Genomic DNA, 24,379 nt, shown 5'->3' on the forward strand with positions numbered 1-24,379 from the left:
GCATTGCGCGGCCGCGGAATCGTGTTTAGAACGGCCTGTCACCGAACCGGCGAGCGGTCACGCTGCGCCAGCTTGCTACTCGCGTGACGCGCGCCTCGCAGAGTCGGCCGGCGCGTGCTTTCGCGCGGATTCAAGGCTGCGCCGCAGACCAGCGCCAGGACGAGCAAGCTCGCCGCCCACATCCAGTAAGGAATAACGTCAAACATGGCCCACTCCCGTTGAGTACCGGTTCACGCCGGTGTTCTCGCTGAGAAGCAAAACGCGTGCGCGACAACGCGGGATAGCCGGCGATGCCGCAGCGGACGGTAAGCACGCTTAAAAAAACCCCGCCGGACGCTGGAGTCCTGGCGGGGTTTCTTTACATCCGGCAACTTGCTGCGAATCCGGAGACGCCCGTCGAACGGGCGTCCCGGCGGTTTCTCGCTCAGTGCAGCTGATCGGCCATCAAGCTCATGATCTGCTTGGCTTGCGGGCTTTCGTCGACATTGCCCTTCGTATCGACGACGGCCACACGCGTCTGGTTCGACGTGACCGCGCGCACGTTCACCTGATACTGTTTGGCAACCTTTTCCTTCTTGCCGTGGAAAACCTGGCTCCAGAAGCCCTGTTCGGCCGAGGTCATATCGCGCGGATCGACATAGCGCACGAAGTACAGGCCGCGCGACTGATCCCGGTCGTCCACCGTGAAATTGCTGCGGTCGAGGGCGATGCCCACGCGTGCCCAAGCCTGGTCGTACGACTCACCCAGCGTCAGCTCGTTGGCCGACAGTTCGGCCGGCGAATTGACCAGTTCCGAATCCGGCGTGGCCGGTGCCGGTTGGGCGGAAAGCGCGACGTTCTGCGCCGCCGTGGCCGCAGCCGCGGATTTAGCACCCGGCGCCACGTTCGGCGCGGTTTGCGCACCGGCCGGCGACAGTTGCTGCGAATCTGCCGATTGGCCCGATTGCGCGCGCGAATCGGCGAGTGCCAGCGTGGCCATCAGGCGCTTCAGATATTCTTGCTCGAGGCCCGGGTCGTTCGGCTTCGGTTGCCACGTGGTCGAGTCGTTGTTCGTGCCGGTGACGGCTTCACGCATGCCCTTCTGGCTAATGAACACATACGTACCGCCATTCGGCGCCGTCTCGAGACGGGTGCGGTACTTGTTGCGTTCCGACGCGACGTAGCTGTTGCCCATTGCCTTCGACAGCGTGTTGCGAATCAGGCCGTCGTTGATCTGTGCGTGGGTTTCGTTCCAGTCGGTTTCCATCACGCCCTTGTCGCGCTGGTCGACCACCAGCAGGAAGCCCTGTTCCTGCCAGAAGCGGCGGATCGCCGCCCAGGCCGCCGCCGGCGCCTTGTTGTCGATAACGAGCCAGCTTTCCGTGCCGTCGCGCTGGATGTGCATGCCGGTGACCGGCGGCACCACGGTCAGCGTGTTGCTGGCCGGCGCCTGCGCCTGAACCTGCTTGAGCGCGGACAACGAGGTTTCGCCGCCCTGCGGAGGCAGGGAACGCTGATCGGCCGTCTCATCGATCATGTTCGGCGGTACCGCAAGTGAAACCTGCTTCGATTTCGAGTCGCTTTTGTAGTCGATTTTGGTCGGCGACGAGGTGCCGCAGGCGACCAGACCGCCTGCCATCAGCATTACTGCAAACCGCTTGGTAAGACGAAGATCAGTCATGTTCGGGGAATCCTTCCGCTACGCCACGGCAAGTTTCCGTGGATCAACCCAACATTTTACCGATCCCGACGGGTCATGTGCAAAAACACAGGAGCCGGCCATCGAATGGACGACGCCACGGTGTGATTGCATTGGGCTTCGACGACGGATCGAGCCGCGTCAAAGCCGGCGATTTTAACAATCCACAACATTTCCCAACGGCCTGTAAGAAGTGCCTTACCTGATCGTCAGATCATTGTTTTAAAAGGAACTTCCCAGCCGCCTGCCGGGCCTTTTTAGGATCTCATAAAGCCGCCAACCCGCCGTCCCGTAACGGTCAGGAAACCTGAGTGATATCTTGAATTCGACATCTCGATAACCCCTGAGTGCTCCCCACCGCGAGGCCGACCGCTATGTCTCACCCTGCTTTTCGCCCGTTTCTGGTTGTGTCCGCGACGCTCGTCGCCCTGCTTTGCGTCCAGGGCGATGCGCATGCCGAACTGGGCGGCGTGCAGCCGGCGTCGTCGGCCAGTGCGTCGAAAACGCTGCTGAACGGCGCGCTGCGCATGCGCACCTTGACCGACTCCGGCAACACGACCCTCAACGAGTACGCGACCAATACCGGCGAAATCGTCGCGTATGCGTGGGAAGGTCCGACGATGCCGGATCTGCGCGAGCTTCTGGGCCGCTATGCCGACTCGTACCAGACGGGTGTGGCCGCGGCCTCCGCCGACGGCAATCTGCACGCGTCGCGGGTGGCGCGCCCGGACGTGATCGTCGAATCCGGCGGTCCGATGCGCGGCTACATGGGCCGGGCGTGGCTGCCGGCCGCCCTGCCGCCGGGCGTGAGTCCCGCCGATTTTCAGTAACGGCGCAAGCCGCTGCCGCCCGGCAGACCTCACGCGCCTGACATACCTGTTATTTCCCTGATCGCCCCGCCTCTCCGCTCGCGCAAAGGACGCTCTTACCATGCCTGCCGCTCATCGCATGTTTGCCGCGTGTCTCGTGTTTTTCGTCTGCACCGTGCTGACCGCTTGCGGCGGCGGTGGCGGCTCGCCCACCGCGCCCGCCTCGGCCAATGCCGCGCCGGCCAGTATCCCGGGCGCCGCCAGCAGTACGCTGGTGAGCCAGCCGTCGGCAGCGTCGGACGCTGGCGCAAACGCTTCGGTCCCGCAGTCGAACACGCCCAACGTTCAGCCCATCGTCGTAACCAGCGCGCCGGGGCTGACGCGCAACATGCTGACGACCAGCGTGACGATCTGCGCGCCCGGCACGGACAACTGCGCGACGATCGATAACATTCAGGTCGACACCGGCTCGCACGGCTTACGGATTCTTGCCTCGGCGCTGCCGGCGAGCGTGCCGCTCGCGGCCGTTGCGTCGGGCAGCGGTGTCGCGGGCGAATGCGCGGTGTTCGGCGGCGGCTATACGTGGGGCGCGATTCGCAGCGCAGACGTGCGGATGGCCGGGCAACTGGCGGCCTCGATTCCGGTCCAGACGATCGCCGACCCGGCGCTGCCCACTGTGCCCGCCGATTGCGCCGCATCGGGCCGCGCGATGACGAGCGTGGCCGGCCTGCGGGCCAACGGCATACTCGGCGTCGGCCTGTTCGCCACCGACTGCGGCAGCGCCTGCGTCACGGCCGCGTTGCCGCGCTGGTACTACCGTTGCGACGCCGGTGGCGCGTGCACCGCGAGTCCCCAGCCGCTGGCCCAGCAGGTGACCAATCCGGTGAGCCGCTTTGCGCTCGACAACAATGGCGTGGTGATCGACCTGCCCGCCGTCGCCGACGGCGGCGCCGCGACCGTCGCGGGTTCGCTTATTTTCGGGATCGACACGCAGGCGAACAACACGCTCGGCGCCGCGTCGGTCATCAAGGCGAATGCTTCGACCGGCTATGTCGTCACCACCAGCGCCGGGCAGACCTATCCGCGCAGCTATGTGGACAGCGGCTCGAACGGCCTGTTCTTCAGCGACACGCAGTTGCCGCAATGCGGCTACTGGTATTGCCCCGGCTCGACGCAGGCGGCGAACGCGTCGATTGCCGGCACGGACGGGTCGACGAGCGCAGTAACGTTCGAAATCGGCAACTCGCGCACCCTGTTCGCGTCGGCCAACAATGCGTTCGACAACCTGGCCGGCGTGTCCAGCAACGGCTTCGGCTGGGGCCTGCCGTTCTTCTACGGACGACGCGTGTTCACCGCCATCGCCACGCGCGTGACGTCGGCGGGCCCGGGACCGTACTACGCGTTCTAGGACGTCTGCTCAGCATTCGCCGCATTCGCTGGGGAAAATTCTCAAATCGTCGCTGCGGACAAATTTGATATTTATCCGCGGCGATAATTTGCGTCTCCGCTCGGGCGCCGCTTGCAAGACGCCCGGCCCCGAACATTGACATAGCCCGATGATGGAAGACGCCACCTTTTCGCTCGATCACTTCGAGCAGCTCGTATATACCCGCCAGCACGTCAAAGCGACCATCCAGTTGCTGGCGGCGCTCGCGCTGCTGCAACAGAAGCGTGGTCTGATCGACAACGACTTCCTCGCTTCCGGCATTGCCCATCTGCCCGCGCACGAACAACGCGCGCGCTTCTGCACCCGGCTGGCGAGTGCCGCGTCCACATTGTTCGCCGACCCCGGCTTCAAGCTGCCCGCCGAGTGCTTCAAATTCTTTCTGACCCTGCACGAGTGGGTCGGCCTCGTGTTTTCGGCCACGGCTTTCGGCAATGCCGATCACGTCGCCGCGCATCTGAATCCGCGCGGGCGTGACGATACGGCGTTTCTGCCCGGCGACGGTTTCGTCGAGAAACTCTGCGTGCTGTATTCGACCGAGTCGGAACTGGAACTCGACTTTGCCGCGTTGTGGGCGTTCGACAAAACGCTTGCCGCGGGTCTCGCGCTGGTGCTGCTCGCGCCCGTGTTCAAAGGATCGGCCAGCGCGCACGTCAAGCGCGAAGCGCTGATCGAATGGCTGCCCGGCAAGCTGCAACAGATCGACGACCTCGACGACCTGCCCACCGCGCTGCTGCATCACGCGTATATGTTCTGCAGTTACGCGGACACGCCGCGCCGCCATGCAATCAAGCGCGACATCAACGTGCTCGTGCGCCGCAAGCTGCAGCAGCTTGGGTTGACGGACGTGGCCATGCCGTTGCCGAAACCTGTCGCCGGGCCTGCGCCGCAAAAAAGTGCCGCCGGCCGCGGCAAGAAAAAACCGCTGATGATGGTCGTGCTCGAATGGTTCGGCGGCGCGCACTCTATTTACCGCACCCACTCGCGCACGATCGAAGCCGCGCGCGAGCATTTCGAAGTGGTCGGCTTCGGTTTCGATTACGCACTCGACGACACCGGGCGGGCATGCTTCGACCGCTTCATCGAACTGGAGCAGCCGGAATACGTCGGCGAATGCCTGAGCACGCTGCGCGACTTCGCCGCAGCCGAACAGCCGGACGTGCTCTACATGCCGAGCGTGGGCATGTTCGTGCTGACCGTGTTCCTGTCGAATTTGCGCATCGCACCGTTGCAGATCGCGGGGCTCGGGCATCCGGCCACCACGCACTCCGACAAGATCGACTATGTGAGCGTCGAGGAAGACTACGTCGGCGACCCGGCGTGCTTCAGCGAACGTCTGCTGACGCTGCCGAAAGACGGGCAACCGTACCGGCCATCGGTTGCGCTGCCGACCATCGTCGCGCAGATTCCGCCGGCGCGCGACACCGTAGAGATTATCGTCACCGCCAGCGCCATGAAACTGAACCCGGGCTTTCTCGACGCGTGCCGCGACATCGCCGCGCGCGCCGCCTCGCCCGTCGAGTTCCACTTCATGAGCGGCGTGCAGTCCGGGTTGCCGCTCGACCGTATGCGCGATGTCATCGGCCGGACGTTGCCGGGCGCGGTCGTGCACGGCTTTCACGGATACGCGGAGTATCTGGCGCGCGTCAATCGGGCCGATCTGTTTCTCAGCCCATTTCCGTTCGGCAATACCAACGGCATCGTCGACGCGCTCACGCTCGGTTTGCCCGGTGTGTGCCGGCGCGGTCCGGAGGTGTTCGAACGCATCGACGGCGCGTTGTTCGAACGCGTCGGCGTGCCTTCGTGGACGATCGCCGATACCGTCGACGACTACATCACCGCGGCCACGCGAATGATCGACGGGCACGATGAGCGCCGGGCGCTACGGCAGCATCTGATCGACACGCAAGCCGTGCAGCGGTGCTTCGAAGGGCGGCCAGAGGCGTTCGCTGAGCGGGTGCTGGAAGCGATGGGTCGGACGCGCAAAAACAAAAAACGCCGCGTGGAAGCGGCGGTTTAAGAGAGGGTTAGCGGCGCGGCGGGTAGCGGCGGGTAGCGGCTGGTAGCGGCTGGTAGCCGCGGGTAGCCGCGGCGCGACAGAGGGTTAGCGGGCGTTGCTGGATGCGGTCGGCCAGAGTGGTCGCCTCGGTCGCGTTCAATCGGGCAATCACCGTTGCGGGTGGCCTGCGCCTTTCGCGATTTGCTCTAACCGCATCAACCTGCATCACTGGGCAGCCGCGCTGGCCGCAGTATCGACCGGTGGTACTGCCAGCTTCGCCGGGGCGAGCCAGCTGAACACGGCCAGCGAACGTCCGTGGAACGTACATTCGCCAGCAGCCGCCTCCGTCGTCGTCTTCGGCTTGGTCGATTTGGTGGACTTGGCAGACGTTGCCGCCACACCGGAAGCAGCCTGCACGGCCGACGCACCGGAGGCCTCTGCCGCAACCGGAGCCCCAAAGGCGTCCTTCACTCCCGAAGCGCCACTCGCCGCCCTACTGCCGGCACTCGCAGCATTCGTCGCATTCGTCGCACTTGCCGCATTTGCCGCATTCGTCGCACTTGCCGCACTTGCCGCATTCGTCGCACTTGCCGCACTCGCCGCCTGCACAGCAGAAGCCTGCGCAGCCGCGGCAGCCGTCGCTGCCGCCTCGCTCGCGGCTTCCGCCGCGGTCACCACGTGCTCGATCGCCCCTTCGACGACGACTCGCGATCCGTCGATACCCGCTCCCGTGTGGGAAATTTTCAGCGTATCCGGGGACGTTTCCGCCAGCTTGCTTCGCATTGTCTGCTCGCATGCATCCGAGTTCTTATAGACGGCGGTGCAGGCTGCCAGCAACGCGGCGGCCGTTGTCACGCAAGCGATAGAGAGAATCCGAATCTTCATTGATATTCCGTTTTTCAAGCCGTCGGCAATTGTAGCTTACCGATTTGCCCGAAAGCAGGACCGTCGGCAGGACCATCCATAGCGTCGGCGACTTGACCGCCGCAATCGGGATGGGCATGGTATTGACCTGCCGCCGTGCCGTGACGGGCGTTCCCCCCACAACCCGCCATCCCGGCGGCCCGCACGCATGCTTTTCCACTCCACGATCGACCGGTTTCCCCTGCATGCTCAGCCTGACCCTGCTCGCCATCGGCGCCTACGTCGCGACGAATATCGACAACCTGTTCGTGCTGCTCGCCTTCCTCGCGGAGGCAGGCAGCCGGCGGCGTCATGTCATTGCAGGGCAATGCATCGGCTCGCTGGGTCTGGTGATCGGTTCGGCATTGCTCGCCGCTGTGTTGACGCATCTGCCGGCCGGCTACGTGGGCCTGCTGGGCTTTCTGCCGGTCGGGCTCGGGCTGGTCAAGCTAGGGCAGCGTTTCGGTAACGGTCGGGTAGAACGCCGGCAGCACGAGCCAGCGCAAAGCTCGATAGATCCACCGCTTCCCCCGTTTCCAAAAACCGGCTCGACATCATGGACCGTCGTCGCAGTCGCGCTCGCCAACGGCTCCGACAATCTCGCCGTCTACGTGCCGCTGTACGCGGGCCATTCTCATACCGAAGGCGCGCTGATCTCGCTGACCTTCGTGGTGATGATCGGCCTGTGGTGCGCCGGTGCGGTCTGGCTCGTCAAACATCCGTTGCTCGGCGCACCGATCCGGCGGTATGGCGAGGCACTGCTGCCGCTGATTCTGCTCACGATCGGCGTCTCGGTCATCGCGCAGAACGATACGCTGCGAATCGTATTCGGCTTGTAGCGATGGTGCGTGCGGAGATGCGCCGCCATCCGCGCGATGCAGCACGACCGTCACCGCAAACATCGTTCAGTTGGAAGGCGTAGCCGGCCCGGAAGGCTGCACATAAGTCCGCACGCCCGCCAGCGGCGAACCATAGCCGCCAGCGTTGGTATTGTTGGGCAAGCCGTTAACCAGTTGCGCGCGCGGATCGGTCGGATTCAGATTCATCTCGCCCGCCTGCTGATTGCCGTGCGTCGGATACTCGCTGCCGCGCGCCGCGTTCGGCATCAAGCGCGGATTGTTCTGCGGCGCATTCGTATCGTCCTGCACGCTCAGGCCTTGCGCGCCCGCGTGTGCTGCGATGCCACATGCAATCGCGCACACGACCGGCCGCCATATGCCCGCGAGGCCCGCGAGGCCCGACATTTTCGAGGTTCGTTTCATATCCGTCTCCAGCAAAGTGAACGAAGGCGACCGGGTGTGCGTGACGATGTCCAGCAAACGCCAGTCACCCTGTTTATACGCACGGCCCGCGCCATCGGATTCGACGGGTGCGCACATCGGCGACTCCAAACCCGATCCGCGCATATCCTTATGCCCATTGCCGACTTCTTTCCCCGCCGATCGCGCCCGATAATGGATGCCATGACCTTCGACCGCCCTATCCCCGTTCTTCAGACTCGCGCGCTACGCGCGAAACTCGCAAACCTCACGATAATCAGCGCCGCGATTCTGCTGGGCGCGTGCGCCAACTCCAACGCACCCAACGCACCCGACGCACTCAACCCCTCCGCTACCACAGCCGCCCCAAACACACCCCAACTCACCGCCGCGATCGCCGGCCCGCAACGCGGCGACACGGCTCGCGCGCGCGACGTCTATCGCCACCCGCAGCAGACGCTGCAATTCTTCGAACTCGCGCCGTCGCAAAGCGTGCTCGAAATCGCACCGGGCGGCGGCTGGTACACGGAGATCCTCGCGCCTTATCTGCACGATCACGGCACGTTGTACGAAGCACAGTACGACGGCGTGGGCGCGGCGCCATCCTCCGGCGAACAGGCCGGCCGCGCCGCCTTCGCACGCAAGCTGGCGGCGAGCCCGGCCATCTACGGGCACGTGGTGGTCGGCACGCTGCGCGCAGGCCAGTTCAGCGGCTTTCCGGCCAATGCGAGCGTCGACCGTGTGCTGACTTTCCGCAACATTCATAACTGGATAAAGGACGGCCAGATCGACGCGAACCTGCGCGCGTTCTACGCGGCGCTCAAACCGGGCGGACTACTCGGCGTCGAAGAACATCGCGCCGCGCCCGGCACAACGCTGCAGCAAACCATCGACACCGGCTACGTAACCGAAGCCTACGTGATCGAACACGCGCAAGCCGCCGGCTTCGTGCTGGTGGGCAAGAGCGAGATCAACGCCAATCCGCGCGACACCAAAGATTATCCGCACGGCGTCTGGTCGCTGCCGCCGTCCTACGAGGGCGGCGACGCCGACCGGGCCCGCTTCGCGGCCATCGGCGAGTCGGACCGCATGACCTTACGTTTCGTTAAGCCCAGGTAACCGGCGAGTCGGAGGTCCATCGAACCGGGACGGCGCTTGACGCCGTCTCGATAATATGTTCCCATTGCGCCCTATGTACCGCGCCCAGACCACCCTATCGCTACTACTAGCCCGCTCTACCGGGCTAGGTCTGCTGCCGCGCGCTGCTCTCTGAATTACCTGACGCACCGCTGAATTCCCCCAGTCAAGACTTAGCACCGGTTCCCGACCGGCGGCTTCACTTTGTCTTTTCGTCGTCCGGTCGACACACCTGTTCAGGTCGATTTCCAAGGATGATGAAAATGTTGAAGAACCCTGCCACCAAATACACCGCCTTCAAACCTATCGATTTGAAGGATCGCCAATGGCCGTCGCGCAGCATCACGCGTGCGCCGATCTGGATGAGCACCGATTTGCGCGACGGCAACCAGTCGCTGTTCGAGCCGATGAACGCCGAGCGCAAGATGCGCATGTTCAAGACGCTGGTGCAGATCGGCTTCAAGGAAATCGAAGTCGCGTTTCCGTCCGCATCGCAGACCGACTTCAATTTCGTGCGTGAGTTGATCGAAGGCGGTCACATCCCCGACGACGTCACCATTGAAGTGCTCACGCAGGCCCGCGACGACCTGATCGAACGCACTTTCGAATCCTTGCGCGGCGTTCCGCGCGCCATCGTTCACCTGTACAACGCCACGGCGCCGGAATTCCGCCGCATCGTGTTCAACCTCGAAAAGAGCGGCGTCAAGGAACTCGCGCAAGGCGCCGCGCGCACCATGAAGCGTTTCGCCGATGCCGCGCCGGAAACGCACTTCACGTTGCAATACAGCCCCGAAGTATTCAGCGGCACCGAACTCGAATTCGCGCGCGAAGTGTGCGACGCCGTATTCGACATCTGGCAACCGACGCCCGATCACAAGGCCATCGTCAACTTGCCCGCCACGGTCGAAATGTCGACGCCGAATGTCTACGCGGACCAGATCGAATGGATGCACCGCAATCTCGCGCGCCGCGATTCGCTGATCGTCTCGGTCCACCCGCATAACGACCGCGGCACCGCGGTCGCCGCCGCCGAACTCGCCGTGATGGCCGGCGCCGATCGTATCGAAGGCTGCCTCTTCGGTAACGGCGAGCGCACCGGCAACGTCGATCTCGTGACGCTCGCGCTGAATCTCTACACGCAAGGCGTCGACCCCGAACTCGACTTCTCCAACATCAACGAAGTCGCGCGCACTGCCGAGGAATGCACGCAGTTGCCGGTGCACCCGCGTCATCCGTACGTGGGCGATCTGGTGTTCACCGCGTTCTCGGGCTCGCATCAGGATGCGATCAAGAAGGGGCTCGCCGTGCAGAAGCCGGACGCCATCTGGGAAGTGCCCTACATGCCGATCGATCCGAGCGATCTCGGCCGCACCTACGACTCGGTGATCCGCGTAAATAGTCAATCGGGCAAGGGCGGCATCGCGTATTTGCTCGAACAGAGCTATGGCGTCGTGTTGCCGCGTCGCCTGCAGGTCGATTTCAGCTCGGCCGTGCAGCGCTACACCGATGACAGCGGCCACGAAGTCACGCCTACGCAGATCTGGGAATTGTTCCAGCAGGAATACGTGCAGAACGCCGCGCCGATCCGCTACATCGGCCACAGCCTGTCGGAGCGCGACGGACGCGAGCACATCAAGCTCACGGTCGAGATCAACGGAACGCCGCGTGTGTTGAACGGCCAGGGCAACGGTCCGCTGGATGCGTTGATGCACGCCATCGGTGCTCCGGTGCGTATCCAGCACTACGAAGAGCGCGCACTCACACAAGGTGCGGATGCCCGCGCGATCGCCGTTGCCGAGATGGCCGGCGCGGATGTGGCGGGCAGCGCGTTCGGCGTGGGCGTCGATGCGAATCTGGTGACCGCGTCGATTCGTGCGGTCATCAGCGGCGTCAATCGTGCATATGCGCGCGCCAATCCCGAAGCGCAAGCGCGTTTCTTCGAAATCGCGTTGAACGAAGCAGCGGAGCGCATCGCAGTCTAGTTGCCGGACCGCTGAGGTTTTATCTGGTCTGATCAAAGGGGCGCTTCGGCGCCCGTTTTTTTCGCGCCGACTCTTCGTGCGGCACGCGCCGAAATTCTCTGCATGACCACCCATGTCGATGCCGCCACGATCCCGATAGACGCATCGACATTTATCCCGGCGTCATAGCATCCACAACTCCTGCCCCAACGCCGCCAAATACATCGTCGGCCATAAGCATAGCTCGATTACTTGCTTGTCCTGACGAGTCGCCTCGACAAGAATGTCTCTGCCTCATTCGCGCCAGTCGCCCCTGCTAACGCTGCCGTTCGTGCGCTGTTCGTGCGCTGTTCGTGCGCTGTTCGTCCTTGGCCGGCACCGTCCATCACATCAGAAAAATCCATCGCATGCGCGCTATCCGTTTGCTGAAATCGCTATTCACGGTCGCTATGTTTTCGCTGGCCGCCAGTCATGCCTATGCCGACAAACCCGCCGTCATCCGCATTGGCGTCGCGCAGCAAGGCACGGGCGATCCACCCACGTTCGGCGGCTCGCCCGCGGCGACCGTACAACTGCGCCAGTCGCTCGAAAAAGAATTCGCAGCCGACGGCATCAAGGTGGAATGGCTGTTCTTCAAGGGCGCGGGCCCCGCGGTCAACGAAGCGATTGCCGACAAGTCGCTCGACTTCGCGCTGCAAGGCGACCTGCCCGCCGTGCTCGCGCGTGCCAACGGCCTCAAGACCCGCCTCATTCTCGCGTCGGGCGTGCGCAGCGGCATCAAGATCGCCGTGCCGCCGGACTCCGACGTGCATGGCATCAAGGATCTGAAAGGCCGCCGTGTCTCGATCTTTCGCGGCACCAATCTGCAACTCGTGGTCGACAACGCGCTCGCGAAGAACCAGCTCGACGAACGCGATCTGCGCGTGATCAACCTCGACACGGCCAGCTCGCTCGCGGCACTCGCGTCCAAAGGCATCGATGCGTCGGTGAACGACTACCACCTGTACAAGCTGCGCGATCAGGGCCTTGCGAAAATCATCTACGAATCGCAGAACGACGGGCCGCAACTCACGCGCCAATCGCATCTGCTGGTGCTCGACGATTTCGATCGCGCGCATCCCGATGTCGTGCAGCGCGTGGTCAATGTGTTCGTCAAGGACTCGCAATGGTCGTCCGACGAAGCGAATCGCGACGCGCTCTTCAAGCTGTGGGCGAAAAGCGGCGTGCCGTACTCGTCGTGGCAGGCGGAGTTCGCCAATCAGACGCTGAAAGACCGCGACTCGCCACTGCTCGACCCGTTCATCGTCGCGCGCTACAAGTCGGTTGCGCAAGACGCATTGAAGCTCAAGCTGATTCGTCAGCCGGTCGACGTCGACAGCTGGTTCGAGCCGAAATATCTCGACAACGCGCTGCACGCGCAGAAGCTAGAGCACTACTGGACCCCCTACGACGCAGCGGGCAAACCGCTTGGCTAACCGGAGCCCCCATGAGCCAGCCCGCCATTACAGCCGCGCGTGAAGCCCGCGAATCTCGCGAGGCCACCGGCACGCAGCAGGACCAGCACGCGCCATGGCATCGCAATGCCCGGTTGCGCTCGCTGTTATGGCGGCTCGCACCGTGGCTTCTGCCCGCCGTGCTGTTCGCGCTCTGGAGCATCGGCTGCGAACGCGGCTGGATCGCGCCGCAGATTCTGCCGCCGCCGGCGCGCGTCTTCGACACGTTCGTCGAACTCGCGCGCAGCGGCGACCTGCTGCGCAATACGCTGATCAGTTTGCAACGCGTGCTGCTCGGCTTTGCAGCGGGCACGGCAGTCGGTTTTACGATCGGCGCGGCGCTCGGTCTGTCGCGCACGCTCGAGGCGTACGTGTTGCCGAGCTTCAACGCGCTCGTGCAGATTCCGGTACTCGGCTGGCTGCCGTTCCTGTTGTTGCTGGTCGGCGTGGGCGAGCCGCTCAAATACATCCTGATCGCGCATGCGGCGCTGGTGCCCGTCACGCTCAGCACCTTGCAAGGGTTCCGGCAGACGCCGCCCGCGCTCGACGAAGTGGCGCGCGCGTTCGAATACACACGCTGGCAGCGGATTGTCTATCTCGTGCTGCCCGCCGCGGTGCCGACGCTCGCCACCGGCTTGCGGCTCGCGTTTACCAAAGCATGGCTCGCGCTGGTGGTGGTCGAGCTGGTCGCCTCGTCCGAAGGTCTGGGCTATCTGATCGTGTACGGCCGGCAGTTGTTCCAGCTCGATCTGGTGATGGCGTCGGTCGTCGTGGTCGGCGCCATTGGCTTCGCGATGAACCGCCTGCTCGATGCGCTCGAAGCGCGCTTGCGGCGTGGTCAGCCTTCCGCGTTTCGCGAGTAAGGGCGACGCGGGTTATTCGCTCCCCGCGCTCACCGCACATTGACAAGGAACACTCGATGACCCGCTTCTCTTTCAAGCGTGCCGATCCGTCGAAACCGGCTGCTTCGCCGTCCTCCTCCGCCTGCGATTGCGGCGCGCCCGCCTCGTTCGTCAAGGCCGCACAGCGCAGTGCGCGTATAAAACGCAAACCGCGCCGGATCGACTGGCGCGGCGCCGTTCTGCCGCTCGTCGCGATGGCTGTCTGGTGGGCCGTCTCGGAAGCGCATCTGGTGAAAAGCGGCCTGCTCGTCAGTCCGGGACAAGTGCTCGCGACCGCCTGGCAGCAGATCGTCAGCGGCGCGCTGGTCAAAGCCCTCTCCGCGTCGCTCGCGCGGGAAGCGAGCGGTTTCGTAATCGGCACGGCAGGCGGCCTGCTGCTCGGCAGCGTGCTGGGTTTCTCGCGCATTGCCACGCGAATCATCGGCCCGAGCTTCGATACCTTCAAACAGATTTCGCTGTTCGCGTGGATTCCGCTGATCTCCGTCTGGTTCGGTCTCGGCGATGTCGCGAAGGTGGTCTTCCTCTCGCTTGCGGCATTGCTGCCGGTGACGGCCCACACTTGCGACGGCATTCACGCCGTGCCGCGCGCGTATATCGAAGTGGCGCGGGCATTCCGCTATTCCCGCCTGCAACTGATTCGCGCAGTGATCCTGCCTGCCGCGTTGCCGTCGATTTTCACCGGCATCTACCTCGCTCTCATCTACTCCTGGCTTGCGACGCTCGGCGCCGAATATCTGCTGGTGGCCGGCAGCGGGATCGGCAATACGCTGATCGACGGCAGCGAGCAGTTTCGCATGGACCTGGTGCTGTTCGGCGTGATCGTCGTGGGCATCACGGGCTGGGCGTTGAACGCGCTGGCACGCGCCGCCGAACGCGCCATTTTCGCGCGCCGCTTCAAGCAATCCGCCCAATGACGCAACCCACTCAGGATCGCCCATGACCACGTCCGCCACCGTCTCCGACGGGCTCGACATCCTGCATGTCGGCAAAGACTATCCGCAACGCGGCGGCGCCCCGCTCGCCGTGCTCGACGACATCAATCTGCGCGTGCGCCCCGGCGAATTCGTCAGCGTGGTCGGCTCGAGCGGCTGCGGCAAGTCGACCTTGCTGCGACTGATCGCCGGACTCGACACCGACTATCGCGGCGAAATCGTGGTGGCCGGCGAACGCGTGCGCGACACCTCGCTCGAACGCGGCATCGTGTTTCAGGATCACCGCCTGTTTCCGTGGCTCACCGCCGCGCAGAACGTGCTCGCGGCGCTACGCAACGCGCCGCTGTCCGCGAAGGAAAAGCGCGAGGCGGTAGCCGACCATCTCGCGCTGGTCGGACTGAACGGTTTCGAAAACGCGTATCCGCATCAACTGTCGGGCGGCATGGCGCAACGCGTGGCGATTGCCCGCGGCCTCGTCAACCGGCCGCGCGTGCTGCTGCTCGACGAGCCGTTCGGCGCGCTGGATGCGCTCACGCGCGGACGTCTGCAAAACGAGTTGCAACGCATCTGGGCCCACGAACGCATCACGATGATTCTCGTCACGCACGACGTGGACGAAGCGCTGTATCTGGGCGACCGCGTCGTCACCATGGCGCCGCGGCCCGGGCGCATCGAACGGATTGTCGACGTGTCGCTGCCGCGTCCGCGCGAGCGGCACGATCCGCGCTTCATCCGTCTGCGCGACGAAGTGCTCGCCGATTTCGCCGAGACCGCGGACCCTGCCGACGACGCGAACGACGACCGGCCATCCGGCGGCGGCACGCCAGTCGCGCCGGCCGCGCATGCCGCGCCGGTCAGTCCGCCGATCACCGAATGGCGGCTCGCCTGGTAATAAGGCACAAGCAAGAGCACAAGCGAAGAGCAGCCAGCGAAGAGCAGCCAGCGCCCTTAAATCACGGAGCAACGATGAGCCACAACAATAAGCCGAAGCGTCAGATCAAACTGGGCGCGTTCCTGATGGAGACCGGCCATCATATCGCCGCATGGCGGCATCCCGATGCTCACGCGAGCGGCGGCCTCGATTTCGCTCATTACGCGGAACTCGCGCAGATTGCCGAACGCGCGCGCTTCGACACGATCTTCTTCGCCGATACCGTTAGCGTGCGCGGCGAACGACTGGATTCGCTGTCGCGCACCGCGCGCGCCGACCACTTCGAACCGCTGACGCTGCTCTCGGCGCTCTCGGTCGTGACGAAGCATCTCGGCCTGATCGCCACCGTCTCGACCACTTTCAACGAGCCGTACAACCTCGCGCGCAAGTTCGCTTCGCTCGACCATCTGAGCGGCGGACGCTCGGGCTGGAATCTCGTCACGTCGAACACCGAATCGGAAGCGCACAACTTCAGCTTCGAACAGCATCCGGATCACGCGGTGCGCTATGAGCGGGCGCGCGAGTTCTACGACGTCGTCGCCGGCCTGTGGGATAGCTGGGAAGACGACGCGTTCATTCGCGACAAGGCGAGCGGGATCTACTTCGATCAGGACAAGCTGCATGTGCTCGGCCACGAGGGCAAGCACTTCAAGGTACGCGGGCCGCTGAACGTCGCGCGCTCGCCGCAAGGCTGGCCGGTCGTCGTGCAGGCAGGCGCCTCCGACGCGGGCCGCGAACTGGCCGCGCAAACCGCCGAAGTGATTTTCGTCGCGCATCAGACGCTCGAGGAAGCGCAGTCGTTCTATCGCGACGTTAAAGGCCGGCTCGCGAAATACGGACGCCAGCCGGATCATCTGAAGATCATGCCGGGCATTTTTCCGGTCATTGGCCGCACGCAGGAAGAAGCCGACGCGAAATTCGCCGCGCTGCAGGACCTGATTCATCCGACCGTCGGTCTCTCGCTGCTCTCCAACATGTCGGGCGGGGTCGATCTGTCCGCATATCCGGTCGATGGGCCGCTGCCGGAACTACCGGAGACCAACGGCGGCAAGAGTCGCCAGCGTCTGCTATTCGATCTGGCGCGGCGCGAGAACCTGACGATTCGCGATCTGTATCTGCGCATTGCCGGCGCGCGTGGCCACCAGCAAGTGGTCGGCACACCAAAGAGCATCGCGGACCAGTTGCAACAATGGTTCGAGGAAGAAGGCGCCGACGGCTTCAACATCATGTCGCCGTGGCTGCCCGGCGGCCTCACGGAATTCGCCGGGCAGGTGGTGCCGGAACTGCAGCGGCGCGGCCTGTTTCGCACCGAGTACGAAGGCCGGACCTTGCGGGAAAATCTCGGCTTGCCGCGGCCGGAAAACCGCTATGCGAAAGCCGCGCGCGAAGCCTTGCCGGCTGTCGACGCGCAGGCGAGTTGAACGCGGACTGTCGCGTCGAACGATTCGCCCGGTCATTCAGATGCGCACCGGGCGAACCGGTTGTTCAACGTTCCACCGGATGCGGCTCCTTCAGCTTGTTCGCCACGCGGATCGCGTCGAAGTACGCCGAATTCGGCGGACGTTTCAGATAGCGTCCCGCCCCGCGCACGGCACGCAGGTCGCCGTCGGTCCAAGCCAGCGCGCCGCGTGTCAGCGTATGCATCGCCACGCCCTGCACCGTCATCCCTTCGAACACGTTGAAGTCGACCTTCTGGTGATGCGTCTTCACCGAAATCGTTTTGCTCGCGTTCGGGTCCCACACCACGAGATCGGCATCCGCGCCGACCCGTACCGCGCCTTTACGCGGATACAAGTTGAAAATCTGCGCCGCGTTGGTCGACGTGATGCGCACGAACTCGTTCGGCGTGAGACGTCCGGCATTCACGCCGTGATGCCAGAGCACCGCCATCCGGTCTTCGACGCCGCCACAACCGTTCGGGATCTTCGTGAAGTCTTCGCGGCCCATGGCTTTCTGCGATGCGCAGAACACGCAATGATCGGTCGCCGTGGTGTGCAACTGTCCCGCCTGCAAACCGCGCCATAACGCCTCGCGATGCTCGGCCGAACGGAACGGCGGGCTCATCACGTGCGCGGCCGCGCGGCTCCAGTCGGGATCGCGATACACCGCTTCGTCGATCACCAGGTGGCCCGGCAACACTTCGCCGAACACCCGCAAGCCCTCGCTGCGCGCGCGTGCAATCGCGTCGACCGCTTCCTTGGCGGAGACGTGCACGATATACACCGGCACGCCCAACACCTGCGCAATGCGAATAGCGCGATTGGCTGCTTCGCCTTCGACTTCGGGCGGCCGCGACAATGGATGTGCTTCCGGTCCGGTAAAGCCTTTGGCCAGCAGTTGCCGCTGCAACTGGAACACGAGTTCGCCGTTTTCCGCGTGGACGGTGGGCAGCGCGCCGAGTTCGAGCGAACGCGCGAAGCTGTTCACCAGCACCTCGTCGTCGGCCATGATCGCGTTCTTGTAGGCCATGAAATGCTTGAAGCTCGACACGCCGTGTTCATGCACGAGCGTGCCCATGTCGCGATGCACCGAATCGTCCCACCAGGTCACCGCGACGTGAAACCCGTAATCCGCCGAGGACTTCTCCGCCCAGCCGCGCCATTCGCCGAACGCTTCCATCAGCGACTGCTTCGGGCTCGGTATCACGAAGTCGATGATGCTGGTCGTGCCGCCGGATAAACCGGCCGCCGTGCCGGTATAGAAGTCGTCGCTCGCCGTCGTGCCCATGAACGGCAATTCCATATGCGTGTGCGGGTCGATGCCGCCCGGCATCACGTATTGCCCGCCTGCATCGACGATCTCGACGCCGGCCGGCGCTTCGAGGTCCGTGCCGATGGCGAGGATCGTGCCGCCGTCCTGCGGGTCCGCGCACAAGACGTCCGCGCGGTAGGTATTCTCCGCGTCGATAACGGTGCCGCCGCGAATCAGGGTTGCCATGTTGCCGCCTCCTTAGGAACTGCTGGTTTCGGTGCTATGTCTGTCGTTGCGCTTCTGAGGGCCACTCACGCGTTCGCCATGCGCGCGCTCGAGCCCTTGCCTAGTTTCATCCACGCACTGTAGACGATCGAGGCCAACGCGAGGCCGACAAACCATGCATACGTGTAAAGCGTATTGAAGATGGCCGGGACGTTCGGGAACGACGCCGGGAATGCCGTGTGCAGAAAACCCGGCAGATTCGGCAACACGCCGACCACCAGCGCGACCACCGCGCCGATGTTCCATCCATTCGTGTAGCTGTATTCACCGTGCTCGTCGAACAATGCGCGCGGGTCGAGGCGCGTGCCGCGAATCAGAAAGTAGTCGACCATCAGGATGCCCGCCACCGGACCGAGCAGCGCCGAGTAGCCGACCAGCCACGTGAAGATATAGCCCTGCGTGGTGGCGAGAATCTTCCACGGCATCATTACGATGGCGATGGTCGCGGTAATCATGCCGCCGACCCGATACGAAATGCCCTTCGGCCACAAGCTGGAAAAGTCGTAGGCCGGTCCGACCAGATTCGCCGCGAGATTGCAGGACATCGTGTCGAGCGTCAGGATGATCAGCGCAACGCCGACGCCGATGCCCGTCATACGGCTCGTCAGATCGATCGGGTCCCAGATCGCCTTGCCGTAGATCACCACGGTGGCCGACGTCACTACCACGGAGATGACGGAGAGCAGCGCCATCGGCGCGGGCAGTCCGATCGACTGGCCGATGATCTGATCGCGCTGGCTGCGGGCAAAGCGCGTGAAGTCGGGAATGTTCAGCGCGAGCGTCGCCCAGAAACCGACCATCGCCGTGAGGCCCGGCCAGAAGGTCGCCCAGAACAACCCTTCTTTCTTGCCGCCCGGCACGAATTGCGACGGCGCGGCCAGCATCGAACCGAGTCCGCCCGCTTTTGACGTGGCCCACCACACCAGCGCGAGACACATCACGATCTTGATCGGCGCGGACCAGCTTTCGAGCCAGCGGATCGAGTCGGTACCGTGCACGATGAAGTAGATCTGCAGCGCCCAGAACACGAGGAAACACGCGAGTTGCGCGAGCGAGATGTCGAGGAACGGCAAGGCCGCGCCATGCAGCGCGTTGCCGGTGAGAATGTTCAGCAGCGTGTAAATCGCGCTGCCGCCGAGCCACGTCTGAATGCCATACCAGCCGCACGCCACGATCGCACGCAGCATCGCCGGCAGTTTCGCGCCCTGCGTGCCGAACGACGAACGCACCAGCACCGCATACGGAATGCCATGCTTCGCGCCGGCGTGACCGATCAACAGCATCGGCACCAGCACGATCAGATTGCCGAGCAGCACGGTGACCACCGCCTGCCACGGCGACATGCCCTCTTCGGTCAGGCCCGCAGCCAGCATGTAGGAGGCAATGTTCATCACCATGCCCACCCACAGCGCGGCGAAGTGATACCACTTCCAGGTTCGTTGCGCGACGCCGGTCGGCGCAAGGTCGTCGTTATAGAGGCTGCTGCCCTGCACGCCGGCCGCGAAGTGCGGATCGACGGATTGCGCTGTCGGCTTCATCGAAAGTATCTCCACTCGATCGTCGCGGCCCTTGCCGATTCTGGCGATGCGTCGGGCCGGATATTTTTATCAGGCATGCGCGTTAGGCGGCTTTGACAGCGTGCGCATGCGTCGATTCGGTTGCCAGTTCGGCGGCTTGCGAACCGCTAACGCTGCCCGCATTTACCCGCGCCGGGTTGTTCGGATGCTGCGTCCAGTTCGCGTACTCGCCGTTATCGACCCGCTCCATCGTGATGCACTCCTCGACCGGGCACACATGCATGCACAGATTGCAGCCCACGCATTCGGAGTCCATCACTTCAAAATGCCGGACGCCATCTTTTTCTTTCATGATGGCCTGATGCGCGGTGTCCTCGCAGGCGATATGGCACAGACCGCACTGAATGCACTTGTCCTGATCAATGCGCGCCTTGATGTCGTACTTGAGATTCAGATACTTCCAGTCGGTGACGTTCGGCACCGCGCGCCCGCGAATATCGTCGAGTGTGGCGTAGCCTTTTTCATCCATCCAGTTCGACAGACCGTCGGCGAGATCCGACACGATGCGAAAACCGTAGTGCATCGCCGCCGTGCACACCTGCACGCTGCCCGCGCCGAGCACCATGAACTCGGCCGCGTCGCGCCACGAAGAAATACCGCCGATGCCGGAGATCGGCAGATTCGGCGTCTCCACGTCGCGCGCGATTTCGGCCACCATGTTCAGCGCGATCGGCTTCACGGCCGGCCCGCAATAACCGCCGTGCGTGCCCTTGCCGTCGACCATCGGCAATGGCGACATCGCGTCGAGATCGACGGCGACGATCGAATTGATGGTATTGATCAGCGACACGCCGTCCGCGCCGCCCTTATAGGCCGCGCGCGAACCCAACCGGATGTCGCTGATATTCGGCGTGAGTTTGACGAGGCAAGGCAGCTTCGTGCCTTCCTTCACCCAGCGCGTGACCATCTCCACGTATTCGGGCACCTGACCGACCGCCGCGCCCATGCCGCGTTCGCTCATGCCGTGCGGGCAGCCGAAATTCAGCTCCACCGCGTCGGCGCCCGTATCTTCGACCAGCGGCAGGATCCATTTCCAGTCGCGTTCGTTGCACGGCACCATCAGCGAGACGATCATCGCGCGGTCCGGCCAGTCGCGTTTGACCTGAGCGATTTCCTTCAGATTGATGTCGAGCGGACGGTCGGTGATCAGTTCGATATTGTTCAGGCCGGCCATGCGCTGACCGTTCCATTGCACCGCGCCGTAGCGCGAGCTGACGTTGACCACGTGAGGGTCGAGGCCTAGCGTCTTCCACACCACGCCGCCCCAACCCGCTTCGAATGCGCGGTTCACGTTATAGGCTTTGTCGGTCGGCGGCGCGGAGGCGAGCCAGAAGGGATTCGGCGAAGTAATGCCGGCAATCGTACAGCGCAGATCGGCCATGTTCGGCTCCTTGGGGACTGCTGTTTTTGTCTGGTGCGAAGCGGTGTCGTCGTGTTCGAACTACGCGGCTTTGATGGCCGTACGGGCGAACTGTGCGTCGATGGCGGCGGCGGCCACCTTACCGTCCTGCACGGCCTGCACCGTCAGATCGATGCCGCCGCTCGCCGCGCAATCGCCACCGGCCCATACATCCGGCAACGAGGTTCTGCCCTCCCCGTCGACCGCGATGCGGCCGCCGTCGAGCGTCAGCAGTTCGCGCTCGAGTCCGACTGCCACCAGCGTCTGACCGATTGCCTTCAACACCATGTCCGCCTCGATCACGAAACGCTCCTGCGAACCTTCACTCGTCGTGCGCTCGAATTCGACACCGCTGACCACGCCGTCCGTGCCGAGCAAACGCATCGGCGTGGCGTGCGTGGCGAGCGTCACACCGTTGGTCTGCGCGAAGTCGCGCTCGGCCCACGTCGCGCTCATCGCCTCGACGCCGCGCCGATACACCATCGTCACCGACGTCGCGCCGAGCTTATGGCTTTGCACCGCGGCGTCCACCGCCGTATTGCCGCCGCCGATCACCACCACGCGGCGACCCACCGGCACGGTGCCGACGTCGCTCGCGCTGCGAATCTGTTCGATGAAGTCCACCGCGTTCAACACGCCGTTCAGGTCTTCGCCTTCCATCGCGAGGGTTCGCACACCCGTCAAGCCGACCGCGAGAAACACCGCATCGTGTTGTTTGCGCAATGTCGCGAGATCGATGTCACGGCCCAGTTCGACGCCGTGTCGAATCTCGATGCCGCCCACCGAACACAGCCACGCCACTTCACGCTGCGCGAAATCGTCGACGGTTTTATAGGCGGCGATGCCGTATTCGTTCAGGCCGCCCGCCTTTTCGTGCGCGTCGTAAATCGTCACGCGATGACCGGCGAGCGCGAGACGATGTGCGCACGCGAGCCCCGCCGGTCCCGCGCCGATTACTGCGATATGCCGGCCCGTATCGGCCGCGCGTTCGAACAGGACTTCGCCGCGCGCCATCGCCCAGTCCGTTGCATGGCGTTGCAGCGCACCGATGGCCACCGGCTTCGCGTCCTGATGGTTGCGCACGCACGCTCCTTCACAAAGAATCTCGGTCGGACACACTCGCGCGCACATGCCGCCCAGCGGATTCGCCGAGAGAATATCCACCGCCGCGCCCTTCAGGTTGCCGTTACCAATCTTGCGAATGAAACTGGGTATGTCGATCTGCGTCGGACAGGCGTTCACGCACGGCGCGTCGTAACAGTAATGGCAGCGACTCGCGGCAGCCGCCGCGGCACTCGCGTCGAGCAACGGTGAGACGTCGGAAAACTCGCAGGACAATTGCTCGGGCGACAGGCGCTGCGCGGCGATATCGCCGGTTTGCTTGAAAGCCATATACGTTCCTTCTTCGTTGTGAGGACGTGACCGTGCCTGCCGGCTGCGCGAGAAGCGCAACCGGAACGGTCTGTTTTATGGGTACGACGAATCCGGCGCTCGCGCGTCATGCGCGAGCGTGATGCGATGCGGCGTTATGAAACCGGCTCGCACGCGCGTTCGACCATCGCGTGAAGCAATACGTTGGCGCCCGCCTCGATCCATTCGAACGTGGCGTCTTCGATCTCGTTGTGACTGATGCCGTCCACGCAAGGCACGAACACCATCGAAGTGGGCGCGACCTGCGACAGATAACAGGCGTCGTGCCCCGCACCGGAAACCATATTGCGATGCGGATAACCGAAGCGTTCAGCGGCGGCGCGCACGGAGTTCACGCAATCGGCGTCGAACGCGACCGGCGCGTAATAAAAGATCTGCTCGAGTTCGGTTTGCAGACCGATGCCGTCGGCGATTTCCGCGACGCCTTTGCGCAACGCGGCGTCCATCTCCGCGAGCACGGCGTCGTCGGGATGACGGAAGTCCACGGTGAAGAAGACGCGGCCAGGAATGACGTTGCGCGAGTTCGGATAGACCTGCAGCATGCCGACCGTCGCGCAGCCGAACGGCGCATGATCCAGCCCGATGCGATTGACCAGATCGACGACACGCGCGGCGCCGAGCAGGGCGTCGCGCCGGCGCGGCATCGGCGTCGGGCCCGCATGCGCTTCCTGTCCTGTCAGCGTGATTTCATACCAGCGCTGCCCTTGCGCGTCCGTCACCACGCCAATGGTTTTCTGTTCCGCTTCGAGAATCGGCCCCTGCTCGATATGCAATTCGAACGCGGCATGGAGCGGCCGGCCACCACATGGCAGATCGCCCGCGTAGCCAATGCGTTCGAGTTCTTCGCCGAGCGTCTTGCCGTCCACGTCCTTGCGCGAGAGCCCGTAGTCGAGTGTGAAGACACCCGCGAACACACCCGACGCGACCATGGCCGGCGCGAAGCGCGAGCCTTCCTCGTTGGTCCAGATAACGACTTCCACCGGATGCTCGGTTTCGATGTGGTGATCGTTCAGACTGCGGATGACTTCGAGTCCGCCCAGCACACCGTAGATGCCGTCGAAGCGACCGCCGGTCGGCTGCGAGTCGGCATGCGAACCGGTCATGACCGGCAACGCATCCGGATTGCGCCCGGCGCGCCGCATGAACACATTGCCCATCTTGTCGACACTCACGGTGCAACCTGCTTCTTTCGCCCAACTGACGATCAGATCGCGACCCTGCTTGTCGAGATCGGTGAGCGCCAGGCGACAGACACCGCCCTTCTCGGTCGCGCCGATTTTTGCCATGGTCATCAGGCTGTCCCACAACCGCTTGCCGTCGACCTTGATCGACGTATCGGGTACTGCGCGCCGTGAGGACGTGTCCTTCAGCGCTTCGGATACCGCGTTCATTCGTCTCGCTCCTTTCGGTGAACCGACATGAAACTGGTGCATGGTCGGCAGGTTTTGGGGCGTCGCCGCACGGTGGCGGTGCAGGCTCGTGGCCGACGATCGCTTCACATGCAAAGGGCAAACCCTGGGGTATCGGCCGCAATCCTAATCCTGTCCA

20 protein-coding genes are annotated in these 24,379 nt (G+C 64.0%); 11 read left to right on the forward strand and 9 right to left on the reverse strand.

From position 1 onward, the window contains the following. Positions 1-38: 38 nt before the first annotated feature. On the reverse strand, positions 39-206 hold the full coding sequence (locus FQ746_RS34890; protein ID WP_186310844.1) for a hypothetical protein: 168 nt from the start codon (positions 204-206) through the stop codon (positions 39-41). 218 nt (positions 207-424) lie between these two features. Further along, complete coding sequence (gene bamC, locus FQ746_RS26465) at positions 425-1,660, reverse strand: outer membrane protein assembly factor BamC (protein ID WP_144112726.1); 1,236 nt, start codon at positions 1,658-1,660, stop codon at positions 425-427. Between the two features lie 392 nt (positions 1,661-2,052). On the opposite strand from bamC, the gene FQ746_RS26470 reads away from it, so the two are divergent. The 3 genes from FQ746_RS26470 to FQ746_RS26480 all read left to right on the forward strand — a co-directional run bounded on the left by FQ746_RS26470 (position 2,053) and on the right by FQ746_RS26480 (position 5,951). Continuing rightward, positions 2,053-2,508: a DUF2844 domain-containing protein gene (locus FQ746_RS26470; protein ID WP_144112727.1), complete on the forward strand. Its 456-nt coding sequence runs from the start codon at positions 2,053-2,055 to the stop codon at positions 2,506-2,508. 100 nt (positions 2,509-2,608) lie between these two features. After that, a complete protein-coding gene (locus FQ746_RS26475) occupies positions 2,609-3,895 on the forward strand; it encodes a DUF3443 domain-containing protein (RefSeq protein ID WP_144112728.1) in 1,287 nt (428 codons plus the stop codon). Between the two features lie 151 nt (positions 3,896-4,046). Beyond that, positions 4,047-5,951 carry a glycosyl transferase family 1 gene (locus tag FQ746_RS26480; protein WP_144112783.1) on the forward strand — a complete coding sequence of 635 codons (1,905 nt, stop codon included), beginning with the start codon at positions 4,047-4,049 and terminating at the stop codon, positions 5,949-5,951. Positions 5,952-6,155: 204 nt separating this feature from the next. Here FQ746_RS26480 and FQ746_RS26485 read toward each other — a convergent pair whose 3' ends face one another. Beyond that, a complete protein-coding gene (locus FQ746_RS26485; protein ID WP_144112729.1) occupies positions 6,156-6,815 on the reverse strand; it encodes a hypothetical protein in 660 nt (219 codons plus the stop codon). Positions 6,816-7,039: 224 nt separating this feature from the next. Here FQ746_RS26485 and FQ746_RS26490 point away from each other — a divergent pair, with 224 nt between their 5' ends. After that, entirely contained in the window at positions 7,040-7,672 is a 633-nt protein-coding gene (locus FQ746_RS26490; RefSeq protein ID WP_144112730.1) for a cadmium resistance transporter, read from the forward strand. Between the two features lie 66 nt (positions 7,673-7,738). Here the strand turns inward: FQ746_RS26490 and FQ746_RS26495 are convergent, their stop codons facing one another. Then, positions 7,739-8,095, reverse strand: a complete 357-nt coding sequence (locus tag FQ746_RS26495; RefSeq protein ID WP_144112731.1) for a hypothetical protein — start codon at positions 8,093-8,095, stop codon at positions 7,739-7,741. Positions 8,096-8,296: 201 nt separating this feature from the next. Between FQ746_RS26495 and FQ746_RS26500 the strand changes: the two genes are divergently transcribed. The 7 genes from FQ746_RS26500 to FQ746_RS26530 all read left to right on the forward strand — a co-directional run bounded on the left by FQ746_RS26500 (position 8,297) and on the right by FQ746_RS26530 (position 16,869). Then, positions 8,297-9,211, forward strand: a complete 915-nt coding sequence (locus FQ746_RS26500) for a class I SAM-dependent methyltransferase (protein ID WP_409932431.1) — start codon at positions 8,297-8,299, stop codon at positions 9,209-9,211. A 281-nt stretch (positions 9,212-9,492) separates the two neighbouring features. Continuing rightward, complete coding sequence (gene leuA, locus FQ746_RS26505) at positions 9,493-11,211, forward strand: 2-isopropylmalate synthase (protein WP_144112733.1); 1,719 nt, start codon at positions 9,493-9,495, stop codon at positions 11,209-11,211. A 386-nt stretch (positions 11,212-11,597) separates the two neighbouring features. Continuing rightward, the gene (locus FQ746_RS26510) at positions 11,598-12,665 is read left to right on the forward strand and encodes an ABC transporter substrate-binding protein (protein ID WP_144112734.1); all 1,068 of its coding nucleotides are present in this window, start codon (positions 11,598-11,600) and stop codon (positions 12,663-12,665) included. Between the two features lie 11 nt (positions 12,666-12,676). Next, the gene (locus FQ746_RS26515) at positions 12,677-13,546 is read left to right on the forward strand and encodes an ABC transporter permease (protein WP_260854168.1); all 870 of its coding nucleotides are present in this window, start codon (positions 12,677-12,679) and stop codon (positions 13,544-13,546) included. 56 nt (positions 13,547-13,602) lie between these two features. After that, positions 13,603-14,499, forward strand: coding sequence for an ABC transporter permease (locus tag FQ746_RS26520; RefSeq protein ID WP_144112735.1), 897 nt, complete (start codon positions 13,603-13,605; stop codon positions 14,497-14,499). A 22-nt stretch (positions 14,500-14,521) separates the two neighbouring features. Then, on the forward strand, positions 14,522-15,409 hold the full coding sequence (locus FQ746_RS26525; protein WP_144112736.1) for an ABC transporter ATP-binding protein: 888 nt from the start codon (positions 14,522-14,524) through the stop codon (positions 15,407-15,409). A 74-nt stretch (positions 15,410-15,483) separates the two neighbouring features. Beyond that, positions 15,484-16,869 carry an LLM class flavin-dependent oxidoreductase gene (locus tag FQ746_RS26530; protein ID WP_144112737.1) on the forward strand — a complete coding sequence of 462 codons (1,386 nt, stop codon included), beginning with the start codon at positions 15,484-15,486 and terminating at the stop codon, positions 16,867-16,869. Between the two features lie 64 nt (positions 16,870-16,933). On the opposite strand, the gene hydA is transcribed toward FQ746_RS26530, so the two are convergent. From hydA to FQ746_RS26555, 5 genes are all read right to left on the reverse strand, one after another. Continuing rightward, positions 16,934-18,385, reverse strand: coding sequence for a dihydropyrimidinase (gene hydA, locus FQ746_RS26535; RefSeq protein ID WP_144112738.1), 1,452 nt, complete (start codon positions 18,383-18,385; stop codon positions 16,934-16,936). A 65-nt stretch (positions 18,386-18,450) separates the two neighbouring features. Continuing rightward, positions 18,451-19,962 (reverse strand): NCS1 family nucleobase:cation symporter-1, encoded by a 1,512-nt coding sequence (locus FQ746_RS26540; RefSeq protein WP_144112739.1) that lies wholly within the window; start codon positions 19,960-19,962, stop codon positions 18,451-18,453. A gap of 82 nt (positions 19,963-20,044) precedes the next feature. Then, positions 20,045-21,382: an NAD-dependent dihydropyrimidine dehydrogenase subunit PreA gene (gene preA / locus FQ746_RS26545; protein WP_144112740.1), complete on the reverse strand. Its 1,338-nt coding sequence runs from the start codon at positions 21,380-21,382 to the stop codon at positions 20,045-20,047. A gap of 60 nt (positions 21,383-21,442) precedes the next feature. Next, a complete protein-coding gene (locus tag FQ746_RS26550) occupies positions 21,443-22,792 on the reverse strand; it encodes an NAD(P)-dependent oxidoreductase (RefSeq protein ID WP_144112741.1) in 1,350 nt (449 codons plus the stop codon). 134 nt (positions 22,793-22,926) lie between these two features. Beyond that, a complete protein-coding gene (locus tag FQ746_RS26555; RefSeq protein WP_144112742.1) occupies positions 22,927-24,222 on the reverse strand; it encodes a Zn-dependent hydrolase in 1,296 nt (431 codons plus the stop codon). Positions 24,223-24,379: the final 157 nt, after the last annotated feature.

Source organism: Paraburkholderia sp. BCC1886 (assembly GCF_900996245.1).
Taxonomy (GTDB): domain Bacteria; phylum Pseudomonadota; class Gammaproteobacteria; order Burkholderiales; family Burkholderiaceae; genus Paraburkholderia.